The organism is Mycolicibacterium arabiense (genome assembly GCF_010731815.2).
Classification (GTDB): Bacteria; Actinomycetota; Actinomycetes; order Mycobacteriales; family Mycobacteriaceae; genus Mycobacterium; species Mycobacterium arabiense.
Window position 1 is genome coordinate 4,309,283 of the sequence record NZ_AP022593.1, and the last position, 20,983, is coordinate 4,330,265.

The following is a 20,983-nucleotide window of genomic DNA, read 5'->3' on the forward strand; positions in this document are numbered from 1 at the left end:
ATTCGGCCCGCCACCGGGTGGGTGGCGGGCCGAAATCGAACTGTCGAGAATGCCTACTTCTTGAAGGCGTCCTTGACCTTCTCGCCGGCATCCTTCAGGTTGGCCTTGACCTGATCGGCCTTGCCCTCGTTCTTGGTGCTCTCGTCGCCCGTGGCGCTGCCGATGCCTTCCTTGGCCTGGCCACCGAGGTCGTCGACCTTGTTCTTGGCCTTGTCCAGTGCGCTCATGTTTGACTCCTTAGTCTCACAGCCCGATGTTCACCGGGCGTGCCGACCGTGTACCTCGAAGCCGTCGCGCCGAAACCGGCTGGGACCGTGCTCACAGGGTTTTCAAAGGTGATTCAGAACCCACGCATGGCAGTGACGGCCACGATCGAAGCCATGAGTGATGCAACGCCGGTCGCGCCGGCCGCCTCGTCTTCCCAGTCCGCGACAGAACCCGTCACGGGCCCGATCACGCCGGTGGGGCCCCCGCCGCACGTGGGCCCGCCACCGACCGTCTACGCCACCGAGCCGCCGCGCAGGAACGGACGCGTGCCGCTGATCGCCGCATGGGTCGGCATCGTCGCAGGCGTCGTGTTCATCGTCGCGGTCATCTTCGGCACCGGCTTCATGCTGGGCGCCCACTCCGGGGGACACGGTGGTGGACTCGGCCGTGGTGACGTCATGATGCACCGCGGCGGGCCGCCGCCGGGTATGCCGATGGGTCCGATGGTGCGGCCCGGCCCCGGTTTCGTCTTCCCTGGCGGACCCGGTGGCAGCTTCGGTCCGTTCGGCCCGGGTGGCCCCGGTACCCCGGGCGGGGAGAACCCGGGCGCGCCCGGCCAGTCGCCGTCGTCGACGGCCCCGACACCGCCACGTTGAGCGACGGTTTCCCATGACCCGGTCCTGGGGTATTCGCGCTGCGGATACCCCAGGTGTCCTTTTGCGGCCCAGCCCGGAAGCCGCCCGCCAAGAGGAGAACTACATGACCGAGAAGATCGCCACTACCGACTCGGGTGCACCGGTACCCAGCCTGGAGCACTCGCTGTCGGTGGGACCGGACGGTCCGCTCCTCCTGCAAGACCATTACCTGATCGAGCAGATGGCGAACTTCAACCGGGAGCGCATCGTCGAGCGTCAACCGCACGCCAAGGGCGGCGGAGCGTTCGGGCACTTCGAGGTCACCAACGACGTCAGCCAGTACACCAAGGCCGCGGTCTTCCAACCCGGCGTGAAGACCGAGATGCTGGCCCGGTTCTCCACGGTGGCGGGGGAGAGGGGCAGCCCAGACACCTGGCGCGACCCGCGCGGATTCTCGCTGAAGTTCTACACGACCGAGGGCAACTTCGACCTCGTCGGCAACAACACGCCCGTGTTCTTCATGAAGGATCCGATGAAGTTCCAGAACTTCATCCGATCGCAGAAGCGCATGGCAGCCAACAACCTGCGCGACCACAACATGCAGTGGGACTTCTGGACACTCGTTCCCGAGTCGGCGCATCAGGTGACCTGGTTGATGGGCGACCGCGGGATCCCCAAGACGTGGCGGCACATGAACGGCTACTCCAGCCACACGTACAGCTGGATCAACGCCGCCGGTGAGATGTTCTGGGTCAAGTACCACTTCAAGACCGACCAGGGCGTCGACTTCCTGACCCAGGAGGACGCCGACCGTCTCGCCGGCGAGGACGCCGACTACCACCAGCGCGACCTCTACGACACCATCGAGGCGGGCGACCACCCGACCTGGACGCTGAAGATGCAGATCATGCCGTTCGAGGACGCCAAGACCTACCGGATCAACCCGTTCGACCTGACGAAGGTGTGGCCGCACGCCGACTACCCGTTGATCGACGTCGGCAGGATGACGCTCGACCGCAACGTCGTCGACTACCACTCCCAGATCGAGCAGGCGGCGTTCGAGCCCAACAACGTGGTTCCCGGTACGGGCCTGTCACCGGACAAGATGCTGCTGGCGCGTGGCTTCTCCTACTCCGACGCGCACCGCGCGCGGCTTGGCGTGAACTACAAGCAGATTCCGGTCAACGAACCCAAGGTCGAGGTCAACGCCTACTCCAAGGACGGCGCGATGCGCATGAAGCTCGCGACCGACCCGGTGTACACGCCGAACTCGATGGGCGGGCCGGTGGCCGACGATCCGCGGCGGGTTGCCGAGGCGCACTGGGCCTCCGACGGTGACATGGTGCGCGCGGCCTACACGCCGCGTGCCGAGGACGACGACTGGAGTCAGGCGGGCACCCTGGTTCGCGAGGTGCTCGACGACGAAGCGCGAGATCGCTTGGCGAGCAACATCATCGGCCACGTCTCCGACGGCGTGAAGGAGCCCGTGCTGTCGCGGGTGTTCGAGTACTGGCGCAACGTCGACCCCGATCTCGGCAAGAAGGTCGAGGAAGGCGTGCGGTCCGGCCAGGGCTGAGCCCTCGTCTCACCCGCCGCCGAGACTGCGGGGAGATCGCGTTTCTCTCCGAAATCGCGATCTCCCAGCAGTTTCGGCGGGAGGGGTGGTCCCGCGTGACACGCCCACGAATCGCAATGCTGTAATTCTCGTGTGGTCTGTGGGACCATTGAGAACTTTGATGTTCCTGTGGCATACGGCGTCTCTTCGTGAGAGTGTCGCTAACCATGACGTGCTCCCGTCACGCCCGCTTCTGGATCGCCGTCGCGGTCGCGGTCGTCGCCATGGCGGCCGGCTGTGGCCTCCGCCCGGAACCGTTGCCCCGCGCCAGCATGGACGTCTTCGAGGTGGGCGACTGCGTCGAGATCCCGGCGAGCACCCCCGACGCGGTGGGATCCCTGCGGGCCGAGAAGGTGCCCTGCAGCGTGGACGCGAGTTACACGGTGGGCGCCACCGCCAACGACGCAGGCCTCTGCCCGAGCAAGGAGTACCAACACCTTTCGGAGGCGGACCCGACCACGGCGCGGCTGTGCCTGGTACCCAACCTCGTCGCCAACCACTGCTACGTCCTGGACATGCCGATCGGCGTCGTGCAGCGTGCCGACTGCACCGAACGGGGCCAGGACGGTCTGCTGGTTCAGATAACCCAGCGACTCGACGTGCGCGACCACCAGGCGTGCCCGGCCGAAGCGGGGCAGTTCGCATGGCCCTACCCCTCGCCCGCGCGGACGTACTGCACGCTCACCGTTTTCTAGCCCGCCCAGCGCCGCCCGCCCTGACGGTGTTCTGACCTACCACCCCCCTCACTTTCGCTATCCGACCGAACTCGGCATGATCGATGGCGTGAGCATCGAAGTCGTCTACACGGCAGAGTCCACGGCAACCGGCGGAGGCCGCGACGGCCACGTCAAGTCCACCGATCAGAAGATCGACCTCGACACGCGGCCCCCAAAGGAGATGGGCGGCAGCGGCGAGGGCGTCAATCCCGAACTGCTCTTCTCGGCCGGCTGGTCGGCCTGCTTCCTGGGCGCGCTGCGACTCGTCGCCCGCAACGAGAAGATCTCCATCGACGACGCCAGCGGCATCACCGCGCAGATCGGCTTCGGCAAGGACTCCGAGGGTGGGTTCGGCCTGACCGCCAACCTCATCGGCTACCTGCCCGGACTCGAGCAGCACGCCGCCGACGACCTGATGGCCAAGGCCCACGAAGTCTGCCCCTACTCCAAGGCCACCCGCGGCAACATCGACGTCTCGCTGTCGGCGAAGGTCTGACCGTGCGCGGCGCCATCGCCGTCCTCGCCGGTGTCCTCGGCCTGATCGTCACCGCGGCGCCCGCCGCTGCCCGCCCGTCGGATCCGGGCGTCGTCAACTACGCAGTGATGGGCAAGGGGTCGGTGGGCAACATCGTCGGCGCGAGGATGACGTGGGAGTCCACGTTCGCCGCACCCGTGCAGAGCTTCTACGTCGACGCGCCGCAGTGCAACGACTGGGCCGACATCGGCTTGCCGGACGTCTACGCCGACCCGGACCTCGCCTCGTTCAACGGCGCGGTCGCACAACGGGCGGCCGACGACGACACGAATCTGGTCAAGCAGGCGGTCGGGGTGTACGCCACCAACGACGCGGCGGCCCGTGCATTCGCACGCGTCACGGACCGCACCCGCGGATGCGACGGCCAGACCACTGCCATGCACCTGGCGGACTTCCGGACCCAGGTCTGGTCGTACTCCGGCGGCCCGCCCACGGGCAACGACGCCGCGTGGGTCAAGCAGGAGACGGGCACCGACCGGCGGTGCTTCGTCCAGACCCGGCTGCGCGAGAACGTTCTGCTACAAGCGAAAGTGTGCCAACCGGGCAACGGCGGACCCGCGGTGAACGTCCTGGCTGGCGCGATGCAGAACGCGCTCGGCCAATAGCGGCCACCGAAGTACGTGAATTCATGCCCAACGCACATGGGAATTCACGCGACTCTGTCGGTGTCGTTGTCCAAGATGGTGGGCATGGCGACGGCGAAGCCGAGCAGTCCGCGCTTCGCAGAGGGGATGGTTTCATGACCACCGCCGAGGCCGACGTGCCCGGACCACGAACGCCGCGAACCGGCGCCGGATTCACCGACGCCTACGGGGCCGCCCTCTACATCGGTGGTGACTCCCTTCGCGACGGCCCAGTGGGCACCGTCGGACTGGAGATCGAGGCGCACTGCTACGACATCACGGATCCGATGCGACGCCCAGGCTGGCAGGAACTGAGCGACGTCATCGCCACCGTTCCCGTCCTGCCCGGCGGCAGTGCCATCACCGTCGAGCCGGGCGGCGCCGTCGAGCTGTCCGGCCCACCGCTGTCCGACGCGCCTGCCGCCATCGACGCGATGAGTGCCGACCGGCGAGTCCTGGTCGACGCGTTCCGCCGCCGCGGCCTCGGCCTCGTCCTGCTGGGCGCCGACCCCCTACGGCCGGCGCAACGCGTCAACCCCGGCGGCCGCTACCGGGCAATGGAGGAATTCTTCTCGGCCAGCGGCACCGCCGACGCCGGCGCGGCCATGATGACCTCCACGGCGTCGGTCCAGGTCAACGTCGACGCCGGACCCCGCGACGGCTGGGCGGAACGGGTCCGGCTGGCGCATGCGCTGGGACCCACGATGATCGCGATCACCGCCAACTCGCCGCTGCTCGGCGGCGAGTTCACCGGCTGGCGCAGCGCCCGTCAGCACGTCTGGAGCCGACTGGACTCGGCCCGCTGCGGGCCCATCCTCGGCGCCAACGACGAGGATCCCGTCAACGACTGGACCCGCTACGCGCTGAAGGCGCCCGTCATGCTGGTGCACACCCCTGAGGCCGTCGCGGTCACCGAATGGGTGCCGTTCGCCGAATGGGCAGACGGCACCACCCTGCTCGGCGGCAGGCGCCCTACCGAGGCCGACGTGGACTACCACCTCACCACGCTGTTCCCGCCGGTACGACCCCGTGGATTCCTAGAGATCCGATATCTCGACAGCGTGCCCGACACGGTGTGGCCTGCAGTGGTGTTCACACTCGTCACGCTCCTCGACGATCCGGCCGCTGCCGCGATAGCCGCTGACGCCACCGAGACCGTCGCCACGGCGTGGGATCGCGCTGCCCAGGTGGGCCTCGGTGACCGGCGGCTGCACGAGGCCGCCGTGCGGTGCGTCCGGGCCGCCGCCGACCGTGCCCCCGACGAGCTGCGACCGGCAATGACGCGCCTGCTGGAGCAGGTCGAGCAGGGCCGCAGCCCCGCCGACGACTTCGCCGACAGCGTGGTCGCCCGCGGCATCGGCGGGGCCGTCACCGCCATGGCGAATGGAGTCGACCCGTGAGTACGCGCGAGACCCTGGCCCGCGACCTCACCCTGGCGCGCGAGCGCACGCTACGACTGGTCGAGTTCGACGACGACGAGCTGCACCGCCAGTACGACCCGTTGATGAGCCCGCTGGTGTGGGACCTCGCGCACATCGGCTGGCAAGAGGAGCTGTGGCTGCTTCGCGGCAACGATCCGCGGCGACCCGGAATGCTCGAGCCCGGGGTCGAGCGCTGCTACGACGCCTTTTCCAACCCACGGGCAAGCCGCGTTGACCTCCCGTTGCTCAAACCCGCGCAGGCGCGGTCCTACTGCTCGACGGTGCGCGGCAAGGCACTCGACCGCCTCGATGCGCTCCCCGCCGACGCCGACGAGTTCGACTTCGGGCTCGTCGTGAGCCACGAGAACCAGCACGGCGAGACGATGCTGCAGGCGCTCAATCTGCGAACGGGACCTGCGCTGCTCGATTCGGGTGCGCCGCTGCCCACGGGCAGGCCCGACCTGGCGGGCACCTCGGTGCTGGTGCCCGGAGGACCGTTCGTGCTCGGCGTCGACGCGGTCACCGAGCCGCATTCACTCGACAACGAGCGGCCCGCGCACGTCGTGGACGTCGCGTCGTTCCGGATCGGCACCGTGCCCGTCACCAATGCGGAGTGGGCCGACTTCATCGCCGACGGCGGCTATCGCGAACGCCGGTGGTGGTCCGAGCGCGGCTGGCAGCACCGCGAGGCCGCAGGCCTGACGGCCCCGCAGTTCTGGGGCGCCGACGGAACGCGGACCCGATTCGGTCGCGTCGAGCAGCTCCCGGCCGACGAGCCCGTCCAGCACGTCACGTACTTCGAAGCGGAGGCCTACGCCGCCTGGGCGGGAGCGCGCCTGCCCACCGAGGAGGAATGGGAGAAGGCGTGCGCATGGGATCCCGTCGCGGGCGCGCGACGCCGATTCCCCTGGGGCGCATCCGAACCCACCGCGGCGCTGGCGAATCTCGGGGGTGGTGCGCTGCGCCCGGCGCCGGTCGGCGCCTACCCGGCCGGTGCGTCGGCGTACGGCGCGCAGCAGATGCTCGGCGACGTGTGGGAGTGGACGACTTCGTCGATCCGCCCGTGGCCCGGGTTCACGCCGATGCTCTACGAGCAGTACACCCAGCCGTTCTTCGGCGGCGACTATCGCGTGCTGCGGGGTGGCTCGTGGGCCGTCGCGCCCGGCATCCTGCGGCCCAGCTTCCGCAACTGGGACCACCCGATCCGACGACAGATCTTCTCCGGCGTGCGGCTGGCCTGGGATGTGTAGACACCTCGGCTGGCTCGGCGAGCCCGTGACCGTGGCATCGCTGGTGTTGGACCGACCGCACGGGCTGCTCGTGCAGTCCTACGCGCCGCGCAGGCAGAAGCACGGCCTGGTGAACGCCGACGGGTGGGGTGTCGGCTTCTTCGACGGTCCTGATGAGAGGCGTTGGCGCAGTGCGGCTCCGATGTGGGGTGACGCGTCGTTCGCATCGGTGGCGCCTGCGCTGCGCAGCGGGTCCATCGTGGCCGCCGTCCGCTCGGCCACCATCGGCATGCCCATCGAGCCGTCGGCGTCGGCGCCGTTCACCGACGGCACGTGGCTGCTCTCGCACAACGGCGTCGTCGATCGCGGGGTGCTGCCACTGTCGGCGAAGGCGGAGTCGACGGTGGACAGTGCGCTGCTCGCGGCACTGATCTTCGATCGTGGCCTCGACGCCCTCGGCGACACGATCGCCGAGGTCGGCGCCGCCGACCCCAACGGGCGACTGAACATCATCGCGGGCAACGAATCTCGGCTGCTCGCCACGACGTGGGGCGACACGCTGTCGGTGCTGCGGCGCGATGACGGTGTCGTCGTGGCCAGCGAACCGTACGACGACGACCCCGCGTGGGAGGAGGTGCCCGACCGGCACCTCGTCGAGGTCGATCGCGACACCGGCTTGACCCTGACCGCTCTGAGAGGATCTTGAATGTCGATCACGCTGGCCAACTACCTGGCTGCGGACGCCGCCGCGACGGCCCTGCGCCGCGACGTGCGCGACGGGCTGACCGGATCGCCGAAGTCGTTGCCGCCGAAGTGGTTCTACGACGCCGTCGGCAGCGATCTGTTCGACCAGATCACCCGGCTGCCGGAGTACTACCCGACCCGTGCGGAAGCAGAGATCCTGCGCGCCCGCGCCGCCGAGATCACCGCGGCATCCGGGGCCGACACCCTCGTCGAGCTGGGCAGCGGAACCTCGGAGAAGACCCGAATCCTGTTGGACGCGATGCGCGATGGTGGATCGTTGCGGCGCTTCATCCCGTTCGACGTCGACGCCAGCGTGCTGACGTCCGCGGGCGAGGCGGTATCCGCCGAGTACCCCGGCGTCGACGTCGACGCTGTGTGCGGCGACTTCGAGGAGCATCTCGGCAAGATCCCGCCGGGCGGTCGGCGGCTGGTCGTGTTCCTCGGCTCCACCATCGGCAACCTGACGCCCGGCCCGCGCGCGGACTTCCTCGCCGCGCTCGCCGACACCCTGGCACCCGGCGACACGCTGCTGCTGGGCACCGACCTGATCAAGGACGTGGGGCGCCTGGAGCGGGCCTACGACGACGCCGCGGGCGTCACCGCCAAGTTCAACCTGAACGTGCTGTCGGTCGTCAACCGCGAACTCGACGCGAACTTCGACCTGGCCGCCTTCGAGCACGTGGCGCGGTGGAACGCGGGAGAGGAGCGCATCGAGATGTGGTTGCGAGCCCGCACGGAGCAGCACGTTCGCATCGGGGCGCTCGACCTCGACGTCGACTTCGCCGCGGGCGAGGAGATGCTCACCGAGGTGTCGTCGAAGTTCCGGCCCGAGAAGGTGACGGCCGAACTGGCCGCGGCGGGCCTGCGGCGCACGCACTGGTGGACCGACCCCGCAGGCGACTTCGGCCTGTCCCTGTCGAGCAGGTGAGCCTCGGCGAGCAGTGGCGCGCCGCCCGTCCGGCAGTGGCGGGAGTCCATCTCGACAGCGCAGCCTGTTCCCGGCAGACGCTGGCAGTCATCGAGGCGACCGCGCAGCACGCGCGGCATGAGGCCGAGGTCGGCGGGTACGTGGCGGCCGAGGCGGCAGCACCCGTGCTGAAGGCCGGGCGCACCGCGGTCGGTGCGCTCACTGGTTACGAGCCCGCCGACGTCGTGTTCACCACGGGCGCCGGGCACGCCCTGGATCTGCTCCTCGGCGACTGGCGTGGCGAGCGGACGCTGGCCTGCCTACCGGGGGAGTTCGGTCCGAATCTGCTGACCATGGCGCGTCACGGCTTCGAGGTGCGCCCCTTGCCCGTCGATTCGTCGGGTCGGCTCGATGCGGCGGCGGCGACGAAAGTGCTGGCTGCCGAGCCGCCCGGCCTGGTGCACCTGACCCCGCTGGGCAGTCACCGAGGCATCGTGCAGCCGGTGGCGGAGCTGGCGGCGGCCTGCCGCGCGGACGGCATCCCGCTGCTCGTCGACGCCGCGCAGGCGTTCGCACACGTGGACTGCCGCGACATGGGTGCCGACGCGGTGTACACGGCGTCGCGCAAGTGGGCCGCCGGTCCACGTGGCGTGGGGCTGTTGGCGACCCGGCCGGGGCTGCTGTCGGAGGAGCTGCTGGCCAGGATCGCGCACGCCGAGGCGAACGTCGCTGCCCACGTTGGACTTTCGCTGGCCTTGGGTGAGCACGTGGCGACCGGTCCGGAGCCGATCCGCACGCGCCTCGCCGAGGTGGGTGCGATGGCCAGGACGGCACTCGACGGCGTCGCCGGTTGGCGGGTGGTCGAACCAGTCGACGAGCCGAGCGCCATCACCACGCTGACCCCACCCGACGGCGTCGACGCGCAGGTGGTCCGGTCCCGCCTCATCGCCGAGTACCGGATCGTCACGACCTACGCCGGCGTCGAGCGGGCACCGCGGGAGATGACGGCCCCTGCCCTGCGGGTGTCGCCGCACGTCGACGTCACACCCGACGACTTCGAACTGCTCGCGCGGGCGCTGACCGAGCTGTCTTAGCCGGGCTTGTGCGCGGTCAGTAGGAATGCGGGGAACTTCATGCGCCCCTTGTCATCTCGCGGATGCTCGGGTAGTGGAAGGTCCACGCCCGGAGGAGCGGTCATCACGTTGGCGTGGATGAACGCGGGCCGCACGTCGGCGATCGCCCAGTACTTGCCGACCGAGCCGCGCAGTTCTGCCTCGTCGACCTCGTTGGGCTTGGTCTCCCATTCGCCGGGGAAGGCGCCCCTGGCGAAGACCAGCACGTAGTACGTGGCGCCCGGCGCGGCCGCGCGCAGGATCGACTGCTGGTAGCCGTCGCGTCCCTCGACGGGCAGGGAGTGGAACAGCGTCGAGTCGATGATCGTCGTGAACCGGCCGTCGAAGCCGGTGAACTTGGTGATGTCGTCGGCGACGAACGTGGCGTTGGTCAGATTGCGTTCTGCCGCAGCCTGCTTCGCCGCTTCGATGGCGGTGGGGGACAGGTCGATGCCGACGACGGTGTGGCCGGCGGCCGCGAGCGCCAAGCTCAGTTCGGCGTGCCCGCATCCGGCGTCGAGGACCTCGCCGCGCACCTTGCCCTCGCGGATCAGAGCGGCCAGTTCGGGCTGCGGTTCGCCGATGTTCCACGGCGGCGGGCCGGGCATCTCGCCCTCGCCGCGGTATGCGCTGTCCCAGTCCAACACCTCGGGGTTCATGGAGTCGCTCATGGCCTCCAAAGTACGCCCGCCTGGGCCCTGTCCTACGTAGGCCCGTCCCAGGTGTGCACGGGCTCGTTGGAGTGCATCCGCTCGCAGTGGAGCCGCAGCATCTCCGCCAGTGCCTGCGGCCGCGCCAGCCCGCGCTCCTGCAGCGCGCGCACGGTCTCGACCTGCCACACCGCGCCGTTGCGGCCCGCCTTGGCGCGGCCCTCGATGACGCCGAGGAAGCGCTCGCGCACCTCGGTCGCCACACCCCAGCGACGCAACCCCTCGTGTGCCATCGGTAGCAACTTCCGCAGCACCAGTTCGTCGGGCGTGACCTCGCCCGCGCCGGGCCAGTACAGCCTGGCGTCCATGCCGTACTGCGCGGCGGCGAGGAAGTTGTGTTCGGCCGCAGCGAAACTCAGCTTCGTCCAGATCGGGCGCTCCTCCTCCGACATCGCCCGCAGCACGCCGTAGTAGAACGCGGCGTTGGCCATCATGTCGATGACGGTCGGCCCAGCAGGCAGCACCCGGTTCTCCACCCGCAGGTGCGGCTTGGCGGCGTCGCCCTCGCCGACGACGTCGTACACCGGCCGGTTCCACCGGTAGATGGTGCCGTTGTGCAGGCGCAGTTCGGCGAGCTTCGGCGTGCGGCCCGCGGCCAGTTCGGCGACCGGGTCCTCGTCGGAGATCTCGGGCAGCAGCGACGGGAAGTAGCGGACGTTCTCCTCGAACAGGTCGAAGATCGAGGTGATCCATCGTTCGCCGAACCAGACCCGCGGCCGCACGCCCTGGGTGCGCAGTTCGTCGGACCGGGTGTCGGTGGCCTGGGCGAACAGTTCGATCCGCGTCTCGGCCCACAGATGGTGGCCGAAGAAGAACGGGGAGTTGGCGCCCATCGCCAGCTGCGGGCCGGCCACGACCTGCGCGGCGTTCCAGTTCTGCGCGAAGTCGGCAGGCGACACCTGCAGGTGCAATTGCATGCTCGTACAGGCGGATTCGGGCGCGATGGTCGCCGTCTCCAGGCTGAGCCGCTCCGGGCCCGCGATGTCGATGATGATGTCCTCACCCCTGGCGGTGAAGATCGAGTCGTTGAGCGCCTGATACCGCGTCGACTCGCTCATCCAGTCACCCGAGAGGTGCTCGGGCATGAGCGTGGGCAGGATGCCCACCATGACGATGTGCGCTCCGTTGTCGTCGGCCTTCGTCTCCGCGGCGTTCAGGCTCGCGCGGACCTCGTTCTCCAGCTCGAGGCCGGACCGCCCCGGCAGCGGGCGGGGAGGAACGTTGAATTCGATGTTGTACGCGCCCAATTCGGTCTGATACGCCGGATCGGCGATCGCGGCGAGGACGTCGGAGTTGGTCATCGCGGGCTGGTACTCCCCGTCGACGAGGTTGCATTCGATCTCCATGCCGGTCAGCGGCCGCTCGAACTCGAAGCTCGACTGTTGGAGCATGGTCTCGAACACGTCGAGGCACAGCTGGACCTTGCGCCGGTAGTCCCGGCGGTGCGCCCTGCTGAACGCTGTTCGGGTGACGTCTTCGCCCATCAGGTGAGCCTAGCGGCGAGTCGCGACGACCACCTGAGGACTGATCAGCCCGCCACGCAGTTCCACGTCGGCCCCTGCGTGGTCGGCCAGCGCCCGCAGCGCCGAGGGACTGTAGGTGCGCAGGGAGCTGATCACCCCGTCGTGCACGAACGGCACGAACGGCGCCAAGGGCAGCATCGTCGCAAGTCGCAGCAGGTGCAGCGGGGCGGGCGGTCGCGGCAGGTCGATGATCAGCAGCTTGTCGGCCACCCTGGTGCCCTCGCCGATCGCCGCGGCCGCCGCCGTCGGCGAAAGGTGGTGAAACGACAGCGCGAACACCGCCAGGTCGTAGTGGCGGTCGGGCGCGTCGATCGCCGTGGCGTCCATCTCGCGCACGGTCACGCGCGGGTCCTCGGCCAGCGGGCCCGCGGCGATCGCGGCGACGGAGTCGGGTTCCACGTCGGTCACGGTGAGCTGGGCGGTGGGGTGCATCTCGAGCAGCTTCGCCGACAACCCGCCGTGGCCCGCGCCCAGTTCGACGATGCGGGGGTCGGGTACCTCGGCCACTTCGTCGAGCGCGATGGCCGCGAACCGCTCGTGGTTGCCGAACCACTCCCCGGTGAGTTCCAGGGCACGCACCACGCTGCGCTTGACGGCGGGATCGACGTCGTCTCGATCCAGGTACTCCTGCCTACCGGTCTGCAGCACCCGGTCCAGGCACGACGCCTTCGGGCCGCCGCGCGGCATGCGGGCGATGTCCTTGATGCCGACTGTGCGCGAGGTCATGTAGTCCATGATGGACCCCTAGCCAGAAGGAGCGCGCGTGCCCGATTTCATTGCGGCCATCGACCAGGGCACCACCAGCACCCGGTGCATGATCTTCGACCACGACGGCGCCGAGGTGGGCCGTCATCAGCTCGAGCACGACCAGATCCTGCCGCAGGCCGGCTGGGTGGAACACAATCCCGTCGAGATCTGGGAACGCACCGCGTCGGTCATCATGTCGGCGCTGAACAAGACCAAGCTGACGTCGGATGACCTCGGGGCGCTGGGCATCACCAACCAGCGTGAGACGGCGCTGGTGTGGAACCGGCGCACCGGCCGTCCCTACTACAACGCGATCGTGTGGCAGGACACCCGCACCGACCGCATCGCGTCGGCGCTGACTCGCGACGGGCGCGGCGACGTCATCCGCGACAAGGCCGGGCTGCCACCGGCGACGTACTTCTCCGCGGGCAAGGTGCAGTGGATCCTCGACAACGTCGACGGCGTGCGCGCCGACGCCGAGAAGGGTGACGCGCTGTTCGGTACAGCCGACAGCTGGGTGCTGTGGAACCTCACCGGCGGGCCGCGCGGCGGTGTCCACGTCACCGACGTCACCAACGCCAGCCGCACGATGCTGATGGATCTCGAGACGTTGGACTGGGACGACGAACTGTTGTCGTTCTTCGACATCCCGCGCCGGATGCTGCCGGAGATCAAGGCGTCGTCGTGCCCGGAGTCCTACGGCACCACGCTCGCCGACGGTCCGCTCGGCGGAGAGGTGGCGCTCACCGGCATCCTGGGCGACCAGCAGGCGGCGATGGTGGGGCAGGTGTGCCTGAGTGCGGGCGAGGCGAAGAACACCTACGGCACCGGAAACTTCCTGCTGCTCAACACCGGCGAGAAGATCGTTCGGTCGCGCAACGGTCTGCTCACCACGGTCTGCTACCAGTTCGGCGACGCGAAACCCGTTTATGCCCTGGAGGGTTCGATCGCCGTGACGGGCTCGGCCGTGCAGTGGCTGCGCGATCAGCTCGGCATCATCAGCGGTGCGGCGCAGAGCGAGTCGCTGGCGCGTCAGGTCGACGACAACGGCGGCGTGTACTTCGTGCCCGCGTTCTCCGGCCTGTTCGCGCCGTACTGGCGGTCGGACGCGCGCGGCGCCATCGTCGGGCTGTCGCGGTTCAACACCAACGCCCACGTGGCGCGCGCGACGCTCGAGGCGATCTGCTACCAGAGCCGCGACGTCGTCGACGCGATGGAGGCCGACTCCGGCGTGCACCTCGAGGTGCTCAAGGTCGACGGCGGCATCACCGCCAACGACCTGTGCATGCAGATCCAGGCCGACGTGCTGGGCGTCGACGTGGTCAAGCCCGTCGTGGCCGAGACCACTGCCCTGGGTGCGGCGTACGCCGCCGGTCTGGCCGTCGGGTTCTGGTCTGGCCCCGACGATTTGCGCGCCAACTGGCAGGAGGACAAGCGCTGGACGCCGTCGTGGAGCGACGACCAGCGTGCCGCCGGCTACGCGGGATGGCAGAAGGCCGTCACGCGCACGCTGGACTGGGTCGACGTCGAGTGATTCGTGCACGCTCCGTTGCGCCAGGCGCGCCCGAGCGTGCACGAATCGCCTAGGGCGCGAAGTCCTCGGGCAGTTCGATGTCGGCGACCGCGAGGTTCTCCTCGAGGTGCGCCACCGACGACGTGCCGGGGATGAGCAGCACGTTAGGCGCGACCGACAGGGTCCACGCCAGGGCGATCTGGGCGGGGGTGCGGCCGAGGTCCGCGGCGGCCTTCTTGACCGCGGGGTTGCCGAGCACCGGGTTGTCGGCGTTGAAGCCGGACCCCAGTGGGAAGAACGGCACGAACGAGATGCCGTGCTCGGTGGTGAGGTCGAGCACCGGCTGCGAGCTGCGGTCAACGAGGTTGTAGGCGTTCTGCACCGTCACGATTTCGGTGCGGTCCAACGCGATTCGCAGGTGGTCGACCGAGACGCTGCTGAGGCCGATGCCCCCGATGAGCCCTTCGTCGCGGGCGGCGATCATCGCGGTGAGCTGCCGGTCGAACAGGTCGCGGTCGACGGGTCCGACCGCGTTCGGGTCACCGGAGTGGATGCGGAGGTTCACAGCGGCGAGCTTGTCCACTCCGAGTTCGCGGAGGTTGTGCTCGATGTCGGCGCGCAGATCGTCGGGCTCCTGAGCCGACGTCCAGTTGCCCTCGTCATCGCGTCGGGCGCCCACCTTCGAGACCAGCGCGAGGTTCTCGGGATAGGGGTAGAGCGCCTCGCGGATGAGTTGATTGGCCACGTCGGGGCCGTAGAACTGCGCGGTGTCGATGTGGTCGACGCCCAGTTCGACGGCGCGCTTCAGGACGGCGATCGCCTGATCGTGGTCACGGGGCGGGCCGAAGACGCCGGGCCCCGGCAGCTGCATGGCGCCGAAGCCGACGCGGTGAACGGTGAACGAGCCCAGCGGGAAGGTGGTCTGCACAATCAGTTCCTACGCCCTTCCCGCTGGACCTATTCCGCTTTGGTGGTGATTCGTGGAGTATCACCCGCGGTGAGCGCAGGAAATGCTCCACGAATCACGCGATTACTCCGTCTCGCCGAGGATCTGGTAGATCTCTCGGCGGGCGTTGTTGACGATGTCGACGACGCGTTGCTGCTGGTCGGGCGATGCGGCGTGGGCGGACTGGGCGACGGCGCCCATCAGCTGGCCGACCGCACTGCGGAGGTTGACGGCGCCGGGGTCGGCGTCCTGGGTGATTGCGTCCCACGGGGCGGTCTCGATCTTCTCCGCGGTGGCCCGGCCGTCGTCGGTGAGTTCGAAGAGCTTCTTGCTGCCGTCGGACTCGGTCGAGACGATCAGGCCCTCGTCGACCAGCAGTTGCAGCGTGGGGTAGACCGAGCCGGGGCTGGGCTTCCACAGCTGCTGGCTGCGCTCGTTGATCTCCTGGATCATCTCGTAACCGTGCATCGGCCGCTCGACCAGCAGCGTCAGGATCGCCGCGCGGACGTCGCCGCGCCTACCGCGACCGCCGCCACGCGGGCCGCCACGCCGACCGCCGCGTCCGCCGGGTCCGAACCCGAATCCGGGGCCGCCGGGGCCGAAGCCGCCGCCGAATCCGAAGCCGGGGCCGAAGCCCGGGCCGCCGGGGGTGAAGCCCTCGCCGCGGTGTTCGCGGACGTGGTCGCGGAAGTCGCGCCGGGCTTGGCGGCGGTGTTCGTGCAGGGCGCGCCTGTCGGTCGGACCGAAGCCGAAGGGTCGGCCGAAGGGGCCGTCTTGAGGTGTGAATGGGGTGTTCATGGGGGGTGTCCTTTTCTGGGGCGGGAAACGCCGATCGCGCTTCCGATACGTTGACGATATATCGGAAACTATCGCGATGCAACGTCGGATTCCCGCTTAGCGGTCCCCGGCGGGCATACGAGCGTCCAGAGCGGTGATCAACCAGCGCGCCCACTGCTCCTCCATCGCGGCGTCACGCAGGCCGAATTCCAGCGCTGCGCGCCCGTAGAAGTTCGCGTCGTCATCACTCCAGGGCACCGAGTCGCGCAGCTGCTCGAGACGCTCGAGTTCGGCCGCGGCGTGCTCGGCGAAGGTCCTGACGTATCGACGGGCGGCTGCCGGCGAGAGTTCGCCGAGCAGGAAGACGCGAAGGAGATCGGGCCTGCGCAGCGGCGGGTCGTCGGAGGGATCGCCGATCCACCGCCGCAGCTCCGTGCGACCGGCGTTGGTGACGCGGTACTCCTTGCGGCCGCGCGGGCCGATGTCGGCGACCTCGATGAGCCCAGCGTCGGCGAGCTTGTTCAACTCCCCGTAGAGCTGACTCTGGGTTGCGGGCCACACGTTGGCCACCGACCGCTCGAAACGCTTCAGCAGGTCGTACCCGCTGCCAGGGTGCTGGGCGAGGAGGCCGAGGGCGGCGTAGCGAAGACTCACCCCGAAAAGCGTACGGCCCGACATTCCAATCCTGGAATGTCGGGCCGCACGCGTGTCGGGTCACGAGACCAGCGTCGCTCCCTCTGCCACCCGCAGCGCCGTCAGCCGCCAGGGCCCGCGCGTCGCGAGCAGAGAGTAGAGGCCGAACGCGACGCCGCACCCGATGAACCAGCTGTACTGCGCCGCACCGGCCATGCCGAAGACCACGCCGCCGAGGAGCACGGGCGCCATTGCCAGGACCGCGCCCACCACGGTGGCGACGACGGCCGCCGGGTTGTAACCCTTCGAGTACCAGTAGTTGGCGGTCTTGCTCATCGTGAAGAGGTCGTCGACGACGATCTTCTGCTTGCGGATGAGGTAGAAGTCCGCGATCAGCACGCCGAAGAGTGGGCCGATGAACGCGCCGAGGGTCTCCAGCGTGTAGTGGATGACCTCGGGGTTGCCGTACAGGTTCCACGGGGTCAGCAGCACCGAGCCGACGGCGGCGATCATGCCGCCCATGCGCCAGCTGATGCGCTGCGGGCTGACGTTGGAGAAGTCGAATGCGGGGCTGATGAAGTTGGCGACGATGTTGATGCCGATGGTGGCGATCGTGAACGTCAAGGCGCCCAGGATGATTGCCGTGACGCTGTCGATCCTCGCAACCGTGGCGACCGGGTCGGTGATGAGTTCACCGAACACCGGGACGGTGGCTGCGGCGGTCACCACGACCAGCAGCGAGAACACCAGGAAGTTGACCGGCAGCCCGAGGAAGTTGCCCTTCTTCACCGCCTGGTAGCTCTTGCCGTAGCGGGCGAAGTCGCCGAAGTTCAGCATCGGGCCGGAGAAGTACGACACCACCAGCGCGATGGCGCCGAGCATGACGACCAGTGTGTTGCCCTGCTTCTCGCCGCCGAGGGAGAGGCTCACGTGCCAGCCGGACTTCCACAGCAGGTAGCCGCAGAGGATGAACATCACGACGTAGACGGCGGGGCCGCAGAAGTCGATGAACTTGCGGATCGACTCCATGCCCCGCCAGAACACGGCCGCCTGCAGGATCCACAGCAGCGTGAAGCTGCACCATCCGAGCAGCGAGAGCCCCGTGAAGCCGTATTGCTCGACGTCGGCGTAGGGCATCAACCCGGGGAACAGCTTGAGTAGGACGATGTCGAGCGCGGCCGAGGCGAGGTAGGTCTGAATGCCGTACCAGGCCACGGCGATCAGACCGCGGATGATGGCTGGGATGTTCGCGCCGAGGACGCCGAACGAGCTGCGGCACACCACCGGGTACGGCACGCCGGCCAGTTGGCTCGGCTTCGCGACCAGGTTGCACAGGAAGTAGACGATGACGATGCCGACGAGCAGGGCGATCAGCACCTGCCAGCTGGCGAGCCCGAGGGCGAACAGGCTGCCCGCGGTCACGTACCCGCCGACGCTGTGCACGTCGGACATCCAGAACGCGAAGATGTTGTAGGTCGACCACTTCTGCTCGGCCAGTGGCGCGAGGTCCTCGTTGGTCAGCCGTGGGTCGTAGTGCTCCTTGATGAGGCCGCCACCCACGGGATGGCCTGCGGCTTCGACGATGTCGCCTGCGCCGACCACGGCGCTCGGCGGGAGGTCCCGGATCTCTGTCATGTCGCTGTTTCCTGTCCATCTGGCGGGGCGATGAACGGAACGTAGCCGCGGTGTGTTTCACCGCGATTTCGCCGGAGATATTTTTGGACTGCCCAAGAGACGAAACCGGCTCGGCCGCCTGCTTCCTCAACATATCACCATTGACATGTCATTAGTGGAGTGTGATGCTCGTGGCGCGATCTCTGTACAGCCTCAGGAGCCCACACATGACCGACACCCACGACGGCGTCCAGTCCACGGTCGCCGACGACCAGCCATCGCCCGGCGAGTTCTTCCAGGTCGGCAACTACGCGCCCGTCGACGACGAGCTGACCGAGTACGACCTACCCGTCGACGGCGCCATTCCGGCCGACCTCGACGGGTGGTACCTGCGCAACGGCCCCAACCCGCGGCAGGCCGGCGGGCACTGGTTCACCGGCGACGGCATGATCCACGGCGTCCGCATCGAGGGCGGGCGAGCGAAGTGGTACCGCAACCGGTGGGTGCGCACCGACAGCTTCATCGAGGACTTCCCGCTCTACCGCGAGGACGGGACGCGCAACCTGCGCTCCAGTGTCGCGAACACCCACGTCGTGAACCACGCAGGCAAGACGCTGGCGCTGGTGGAATCGTCGCTGCCATACGAGATCACCAACGACCTCGAGACTGTCGGCGCCTACGACTTCGGCGGCAAGCTCGTCGACGCCATGACCGCGCACCCCAAGATCTGCCCGACGACCGGGGAGCTGCACTTCTTCGGCTACGGCAACATCTTCGAACCGCACGTCACCTACCACCGGGCCGACGCTGACGGCGAGCTGACGATCAACCGGCCGCTGGAGGTCAAGGCGCTGACGATGATGCACGACTTCGCGCTGACCGCGAACCACGTCGTGTTCATGGACCTGCCGATCGTCTTCAACGCCGAGCGCGCCATGGAGGGCGACATGCCCTTCCGCTGGGACGACGAGTACGGCGCCCGACTCGGCGTGATGCGCCGCGACGATCCGTTCGGCGAGGTGCGCTGGTTCGAGATCGACCCCTGCTACGTGTTCCACGTCGCCAACGCCCACGACACGCCGGACGGCGGCGGGATCGTGCTGCAGGCCGTCCGCTACCCCGAATTGTGGCGCAACAACGGCGGATTCGACACCGACGCCGTGCTGTGGTCGTGGACCGTCGACCTGAAATCGGGCCGGGTCAGCGAGCGTCAGCTCGACGACCGTTCCGTCGAATTCCCGCGCATCGACGATCGGCTCACCGGGCTGCCCGCCCGGTACGCGGTGTCGGTCGGCGACAACGGGTGGGTACGCCACGACCTCGGCGACGGCAGTGCCGTGGCACACGACCTCGGTGACGGCGGGCCAGGCGAAGCGGTCTTCGTGCCCGCCGCGGGGTCGGCCGACGAGACCCACGGGTACTACCTCGGCTACGTGTACGACCCCGCGCGCAACGGCAGCGACCTCGTGATCCTCGACGCGTCCGACTTCGCAGGTGCGCCGGTCGCCCGTATCCAGCTGCCCACCCGGGTGCCGTACGGCTTTCACGGAAACTGGATCTCCAGCTAACGGGGCGGCCATCGGGTCTATCGTGACCTGATGGCCGGCTTCGGGTTCCACACGCTGGCCCTGCTGGTGGTCATCGGCATGGTGGGCCCACTGCTCACCGCGGTGCCACGGCTGGCCATACCCGTCATCATCGGCGAGCTGGTGGCGGGAATGCTCGTCGGCCGCACCGGTTTCGACGTCGTCGACACCACCGATCCGACGTTCAAGCTGCTGGCGGACATCGGCTTCGCGCTGGTCATGTTCGTCGTCGGAACCCATGTGCCCGTCCGGGACTCGACGCTTCGCGCGGGCGTCGGCAAGGCCGCCCTGCGCGCCGTCGCCGTCGGCGTGGTCGCAGCGGTGCTCGGGGTGGCGATGGCCTACGTCTTCGGCACCGGCCATGCCCTGCTGTACGCGGTGCTGATGGCATCCTCGTCGGCTGCCGTCGCGCTGCCCATCATCGACGCGTTGAAGCTCAACGGGCCCCCCGTGTTGTCGGTCAAGGCGCAGATCGCCATCGCCGACGCCGCGTGCATCGTGGCGCTGCCGTTGGCGATCGCCCCCGGCCGGGCGCTGCAGGCGGCGTTGGGGGCACTGGCCATCGCGGTGTGCACGGTCGCGATCTTCTTCGTACTGCGACACTTCGAACACAACGGCACTCGCAAGAAGGTGCGCGAGTACTCGAAGCGCCACGAGCTGGCACTCGAGTTGCGGCTCAGCCTGATCCTGCTCTTCGCCCTGTCGGCCCTGGCCCTGCGCACCCACGTATCGGTCATGCTGGCGGGCTTCGCACTCGGGCTCGTCGTGAACGGCATCGGCGAGCCTAAACGGCTGGCGCGGCAACTGCTCGGCATCACCGAGGGCTTCTTCGGACCGCTGTTCTTCGTCTGGCTGGGCGCCTCGCTGCAGGTGCGCGAACTCGGCGAACATCCGGAGTTCATCGGACTCGGGGTGGCGCTGGGTATCGGTGCGGTGATCGCACACGGCACGGGACGTCTACTGGGCCAACCACTTCCGCTGGCGGCGTTGTCCGCAGCGCAGCTCGGCGTACCCGTCGCCGCCGCCACACTGGGCACCGAGGAGGGCCTGCTCAGCCCCGGTGAGCCGGCGGCACTCATCCTCGGCGCCCTCATCACCATCACCGTCACGTCGGTTGCCGGCAGCGTGGCCAGGCGCCGTCAGCCCGCTGCCGCCCAGTAGGCGACGGGGCTGACGGCCTACGCCGGCAC

General features: G+C 68.8%; 21 protein-coding genes. 13 read left to right on the forward strand and 8 right to left on the reverse strand.

Annotation, left to right across the window (positions count from 1 at the left end):
* Positions 1 to 53: 53 nt before the first annotated feature.
* Positions 54 to 227 (reverse strand): CsbD family protein, encoded by a 174-nt coding sequence (locus tag G6N61_RS22355; protein WP_163921208.1) that lies wholly within the window; start codon positions 225 to 227, stop codon positions 54 to 56.
* Positions 228 to 380: 153 nt separating this feature from the next.
* Here G6N61_RS22355 and G6N61_RS22360 point away from each other — a divergent pair, with 153 nt between their 5' ends.
* The 10 genes from G6N61_RS22360 to egtE all read left to right on the forward strand — a co-directional run bounded on the left by G6N61_RS22360 (position 381) and on the right by egtE (position 9,726).
* Positions 381 to 863 carry a hypothetical protein gene (locus G6N61_RS22360; RefSeq protein ID WP_163921209.1) on the forward strand — a complete coding sequence of 161 codons (483 nt, stop codon included), beginning with the start codon at positions 381 to 383 and terminating at the stop codon, positions 861 to 863.
* A 103-nt stretch (positions 864 to 966) separates the two neighbouring features.
* Entirely contained in the window at positions 967 to 2,418 is a 1,452-nt protein-coding gene (locus tag G6N61_RS22365) for a catalase (RefSeq protein ID WP_163921211.1), read from the forward strand.
* A gap of 206 nt (positions 2,419 to 2,624) precedes the next feature.
* Positions 2,625 to 3,152, forward strand: a complete 528-nt coding sequence (locus tag G6N61_RS22370) for a hypothetical protein (protein ID WP_235887254.1) — start codon at positions 2,625 to 2,627, stop codon at positions 3,150 to 3,152.
* 76 nt (positions 3,153 to 3,228) lie between these two features.
* Positions 3,229 to 3,669 carry an organic hydroperoxide resistance protein gene (locus G6N61_RS22375; RefSeq protein WP_163921212.1) on the forward strand — a complete coding sequence of 147 codons (441 nt, stop codon included), beginning with the start codon at positions 3,229 to 3,231 and terminating at the stop codon, positions 3,667 to 3,669.
* Positions 3,670 to 3,671: 2 nt separating this feature from the next.
* Positions 3,672 to 4,313: a sensor domain-containing protein gene (locus G6N61_RS22380; protein ID WP_235887255.1), complete on the forward strand. Its 642-nt coding sequence runs from the start codon at positions 3,672 to 3,674 to the stop codon at positions 4,311 to 4,313.
* Positions 4,314 to 4,447: 134 nt separating this feature from the next.
* Positions 4,448 to 5,731 carry an ergothioneine biosynthesis glutamate--cysteine ligase EgtA gene (egtA, locus tag G6N61_RS22385; protein WP_163921215.1) on the forward strand — a complete coding sequence of 428 codons (1,284 nt, stop codon included), beginning with the start codon at positions 4,448 to 4,450 and terminating at the stop codon, positions 5,729 to 5,731.
* Complete coding sequence (gene egtB / locus G6N61_RS22390; protein WP_163921217.1) at positions 5,728 to 7,002, forward strand: ergothioneine biosynthesis protein EgtB; 1,275 nt, start codon at positions 5,728 to 5,730, stop codon at positions 7,000 to 7,002. The genes egtA and egtB overlap by 4 nt, the downstream gene beginning before the upstream one ends.
* Complete coding sequence (gene egtC, locus G6N61_RS22395) at positions 6,995 to 7,687, forward strand: ergothioneine biosynthesis protein EgtC (RefSeq protein ID WP_163921219.1); 693 nt, start codon at positions 6,995 to 6,997, stop codon at positions 7,685 to 7,687. The genes egtB and egtC overlap by 8 nt, the downstream gene beginning before the upstream one ends.
* Positions 7,688 to 8,653 carry an L-histidine N(alpha)-methyltransferase gene (gene egtD, locus G6N61_RS22400; RefSeq protein ID WP_163921221.1) on the forward strand — a complete coding sequence of 322 codons (966 nt, stop codon included), beginning with the start codon at positions 7,688 to 7,690 and terminating at the stop codon, positions 8,651 to 8,653.
* Positions 8,602 to 9,726, forward strand: coding sequence for an ergothioneine biosynthesis PLP-dependent enzyme EgtE (gene egtE / locus G6N61_RS22405; RefSeq protein WP_235887667.1), 1,125 nt, complete (start codon positions 8,602 to 8,604; stop codon positions 9,724 to 9,726). Before egtD ends, egtE begins: the two co-directional genes overlap by 52 nt.
* Here the strand turns inward: egtE and G6N61_RS22410 are convergent.
* From G6N61_RS22410 to G6N61_RS22420, 3 genes are read right to left on the reverse strand one after another with little or no spacing between them, the layout of a single operon-like run.
* Positions 9,723 to 10,415, reverse strand: a complete 693-nt coding sequence (locus G6N61_RS22410) for a class I SAM-dependent methyltransferase (protein ID WP_163921227.1) — start codon at positions 10,413 to 10,415, stop codon at positions 9,723 to 9,725. The genes egtE and G6N61_RS22410 overlap by 4 nt on opposite strands.
* 32 nt (positions 10,416 to 10,447) lie before the next feature.
* On the reverse strand, positions 10,448 to 11,938 hold the full coding sequence (locus G6N61_RS22415) for a glutamate-cysteine ligase family protein (RefSeq protein WP_163921230.1): 1,491 nt from the start codon (positions 11,936 to 11,938) through the stop codon (positions 10,448 to 10,450).
* 9 nt (positions 11,939 to 11,947) lie between these two features.
* Positions 11,948 to 12,712 carry a class I SAM-dependent methyltransferase gene (locus G6N61_RS22420; protein ID WP_163921233.1) on the reverse strand — a complete coding sequence of 255 codons (765 nt, stop codon included), beginning with the start codon at positions 12,710 to 12,712 and terminating at the stop codon, positions 11,948 to 11,950.
* Between the two features lie 28 nt (positions 12,713 to 12,740).
* Between G6N61_RS22420 and glpK the strand changes: the two genes are divergently transcribed.
* Positions 12,741 to 14,258 carry a glycerol kinase GlpK gene (glpK, locus tag G6N61_RS22425; RefSeq protein ID WP_163921236.1) on the forward strand — a complete coding sequence of 506 codons (1,518 nt, stop codon included), beginning with the start codon at positions 12,741 to 12,743 and terminating at the stop codon, positions 14,256 to 14,258.
* 49 nt (positions 14,259 to 14,307) lie between these two features.
* Here glpK and G6N61_RS22430 read toward each other — a convergent pair whose 3' ends face one another.
* From G6N61_RS22430 to G6N61_RS22445, 4 genes are all read right to left on the reverse strand, one after another.
* Positions 14,308 to 15,165, reverse strand: coding sequence for an oxidoreductase (locus G6N61_RS22430; RefSeq protein WP_179973504.1), 858 nt, complete (start codon positions 15,163 to 15,165; stop codon positions 14,308 to 14,310).
* 102 nt (positions 15,166 to 15,267) lie between these two features.
* Complete coding sequence (locus G6N61_RS22435) at positions 15,268 to 15,981, reverse strand: PadR family transcriptional regulator (protein ID WP_163921239.1); 714 nt, start codon at positions 15,979 to 15,981, stop codon at positions 15,268 to 15,270.
* Positions 15,982 to 16,077: 96 nt separating this feature from the next.
* The gene (locus G6N61_RS22440) at positions 16,078 to 16,614 is read right to left on the reverse strand and encodes a PadR family transcriptional regulator (RefSeq protein ID WP_235887256.1); all 537 of its coding nucleotides are present in this window, start codon (positions 16,612 to 16,614) and stop codon (positions 16,078 to 16,080) included.
* 60 nt (positions 16,615 to 16,674) lie between these two features.
* Entirely contained in the window at positions 16,675 to 18,228 is a 1,554-nt protein-coding gene (locus tag G6N61_RS22445) for an NCS1 family nucleobase:cation symporter-1 (protein ID WP_163921245.1), read from the reverse strand.
* 206 nt (positions 18,229 to 18,434) lie between these two features.
* Between G6N61_RS22445 and G6N61_RS22450 the strand changes: the two genes are divergently transcribed.
* Together G6N61_RS22450 and G6N61_RS22455 are read left to right on the forward strand one after the other, a co-directional pair.
* Positions 18,435 to 19,775, forward strand: coding sequence for a carotenoid oxygenase family protein (locus G6N61_RS22450; protein ID WP_163921248.1), 1,341 nt, complete (start codon positions 18,435 to 18,437; stop codon positions 19,773 to 19,775).
* Positions 19,776 to 19,805: 30 nt separating this feature from the next.
* On the forward strand, positions 19,806 to 20,954 hold the full coding sequence (locus tag G6N61_RS22455; protein ID WP_163921251.1) for a cation:proton antiporter: 1,149 nt from the start codon (positions 19,806 to 19,808) through the stop codon (positions 20,952 to 20,954).
* The last annotated feature ends 29 nt before the right edge of the window (positions 20,955 to 20,983 follow it).